1 protein-coding gene and 1 pseudogene are annotated in these 2111 nt (G+C 38.4%); both read left to right on the top strand.

Annotated features, from left to right (window positions below; translation table 11 throughout):
- A pseudogene (locus ASU35_RS19840) lies at nucleotides 1–191 on the top strand (shikimate kinase); the annotation flags it as partial.
- A 2-nt stretch (nucleotides 192–193) separates the two neighbouring features.
- Complete coding sequence (locus ASU35_RS04090; protein WP_058351789.1) at nucleotides 194–2005, top strand: IS1634 family transposase; 1812 nt, start codon at nucleotides 194–196, stop codon at nucleotides 2003–2005.
- The last annotated feature ends 106 nt before the right edge of the window (nucleotides 2006–2111 follow it).

Here is a 2111-nt window from a genome sequence, read left to right as displayed (position 1 = left end):
TCTACACAGACGATGAGTATAAAAACAGATACAAAGAACACTATTTGAATGATATACGGGAAGATCTTGGATGGTATGGTTCTGTTTATTCAGCCATTAAACACAAATTTGATATGGATGGCAGAGACCCGACCAGCGTTACTGAAGCATTAATCCGAATTTATCATTTAGATTCATTTATGGGAGTATAACGATGTATTTACGTAAAATCAAAAGACCGCAGGGAATTTATCTTGCAATTCAGGAAAGTTACTACGATAGTTCATCAAAGCAAAGCCGGACAAGAACGGTTGAAAGTTTAGGGTATTTAGAGGCGCTAAAACAGAAATATGACGACCCTATTGCTTTCTTTACCCAAAAGGCCAGGGAAATGACTGATGAAAAGAAAAAGAGCAAATCCGTTAGTATATCCATCGAAAGCAATGCTAAAATGTCCCATCAGACCAATGATATCAAAAATGTAGGTTATGGCATTCTTAAGGATTTATATAAACAATTAGAGATAGATAAGTTCTGGAACTGGAAAACCAGAAATCTTTCCATCGAATACAGTGTGGATCAGATCTTCCGGCTGCTCGTGTTTTCCCGCATTCTTAATCCGGCTTCAAAAAAGGGGACTTTTGACCAGAAGGATTTTTACTTTGAGGATTTTGGAACTTTTTCTATTGATGATGTTTATCATGCCCTTGATATCATCTGTGATAATAATGAGGCTCTGCAGAAGTGGATCTATGACCATTCTGATAAAATATGCACAAGGGATATGTCTGTCTCGTACTTTGACTGTACGAATTATTACTTTGACATTGGTCGTTCTGACATGGATACCCTTGACGATAATGGAAATCCTGTTGATAAAGGCGGAAATCCTGTTCCTGCAAAGTATAGAAAACGGGGACCGGAAAAGAACCATCGTCCCGACCCGATTGTAGAAATGGGACTGCTTATGGATCGAAACGGGATTCCACTGGCTTTTGAACTTTTCCCTGGAAATGAATCCGAAAAAGTCCACATGAGGCCAATCATTAATCGGGTAAAAAACGAATTCTCTGATGGGCACATTATTTTTGTGGCTGACAGGGGACTGAATACTTCTGATAACATTTACTTTTTGAACGGAGACAATAAAGCAGAAATAAACTACCGTGACGGTTATGTATATGGGCAGTCCATAAGGGGGGCTGATGCAGAATTCAAAAGCTGGGTTCTCCAAAAGGGATATGTTACAGATAAGATAACTAATGATAATGGGGAACAGATTTCTTTTAAGCATAAATCCCGTATCCACCCAAAGACCTTACACGTAAACGTGACCAAACCCGGAAGTAAAAAGAAATCCAAAAAGGCTGTTACCATTGATCAAAAACAGATGGTTTATTATTCAGAAAAATATGCAAAAAAGCAGCGCATGGACAGAGAAGTAATGATCCAACGAGCAAAAGATCTCATAAAACATCCAAAGAAATATGACAAAGTCACTTCAGCCGGATCAGCTTCTTATGTTCTGAACATTGCCTTTGATAAAAGCACTGGAGAGATTGTGGAAGGAAAAGCCCTGGAATTAGATTTAGAAAAAATAGAGGAAGAAAAGAAATATGATGGCTACTATTCTATCGTTACGAGCGAACTTACGATGTCAGATATTGAAATGAGAGAGGTCTACAGAGGGCTGATACGCACTGAAGACACCTTCAAAATATCCAAGACTGAATTTGACTCAAGACCCGTTTTTGTTCGTACTAACGATCATATAGATGCACACTTTACAACCTGTTTTACGGCACTTGTACTCATTAGATTATTACAGGCAAAGCTGGAAAACAAATATCCCGTAGGAAAAATCATAAATGCACTCAAAAAATATACCTGCGTGCCACTTGACACCAATAACTATCAGTTTACTTATTATGATGAAGTGCTTTCTGCCTGCCAGAAAGTGTTCCATGTTGAGTTAGACAATAAGTACAGAACGCGCCAGCAAATACAACGGCTGCTTCGCTATTAAAATTTTTTTCAAATATCCCAAAAAAGATACCTGTACGCTATGCAGAGAAAAGGGCGCATCCCAGTGTTTTCAATGGTTGCGCCGTTTTTGCTTCAAAACTTGAGAT

The organism is Acetivibrio ethanolgignens (assembly GCF_001461035.1).
GTDB lineage: Bacteria > Bacillota > Clostridia > Lachnospirales > Lachnospiraceae > Velocimicrobium > Velocimicrobium ethanolgignens.
Note: the sequence above shows the minus strand (reverse complement) of the source record. Positions and strands in the feature narration are given on the sequence as shown.

Coding starts and splice junctions, on each gene's coding strand:
- ASU35_RS04090 (WP_058351789.1), top strand. CDS start 194: ATGTATTTACGTAAAATCAAAAGACCGCAGGGAATTTATCTTGCAATT.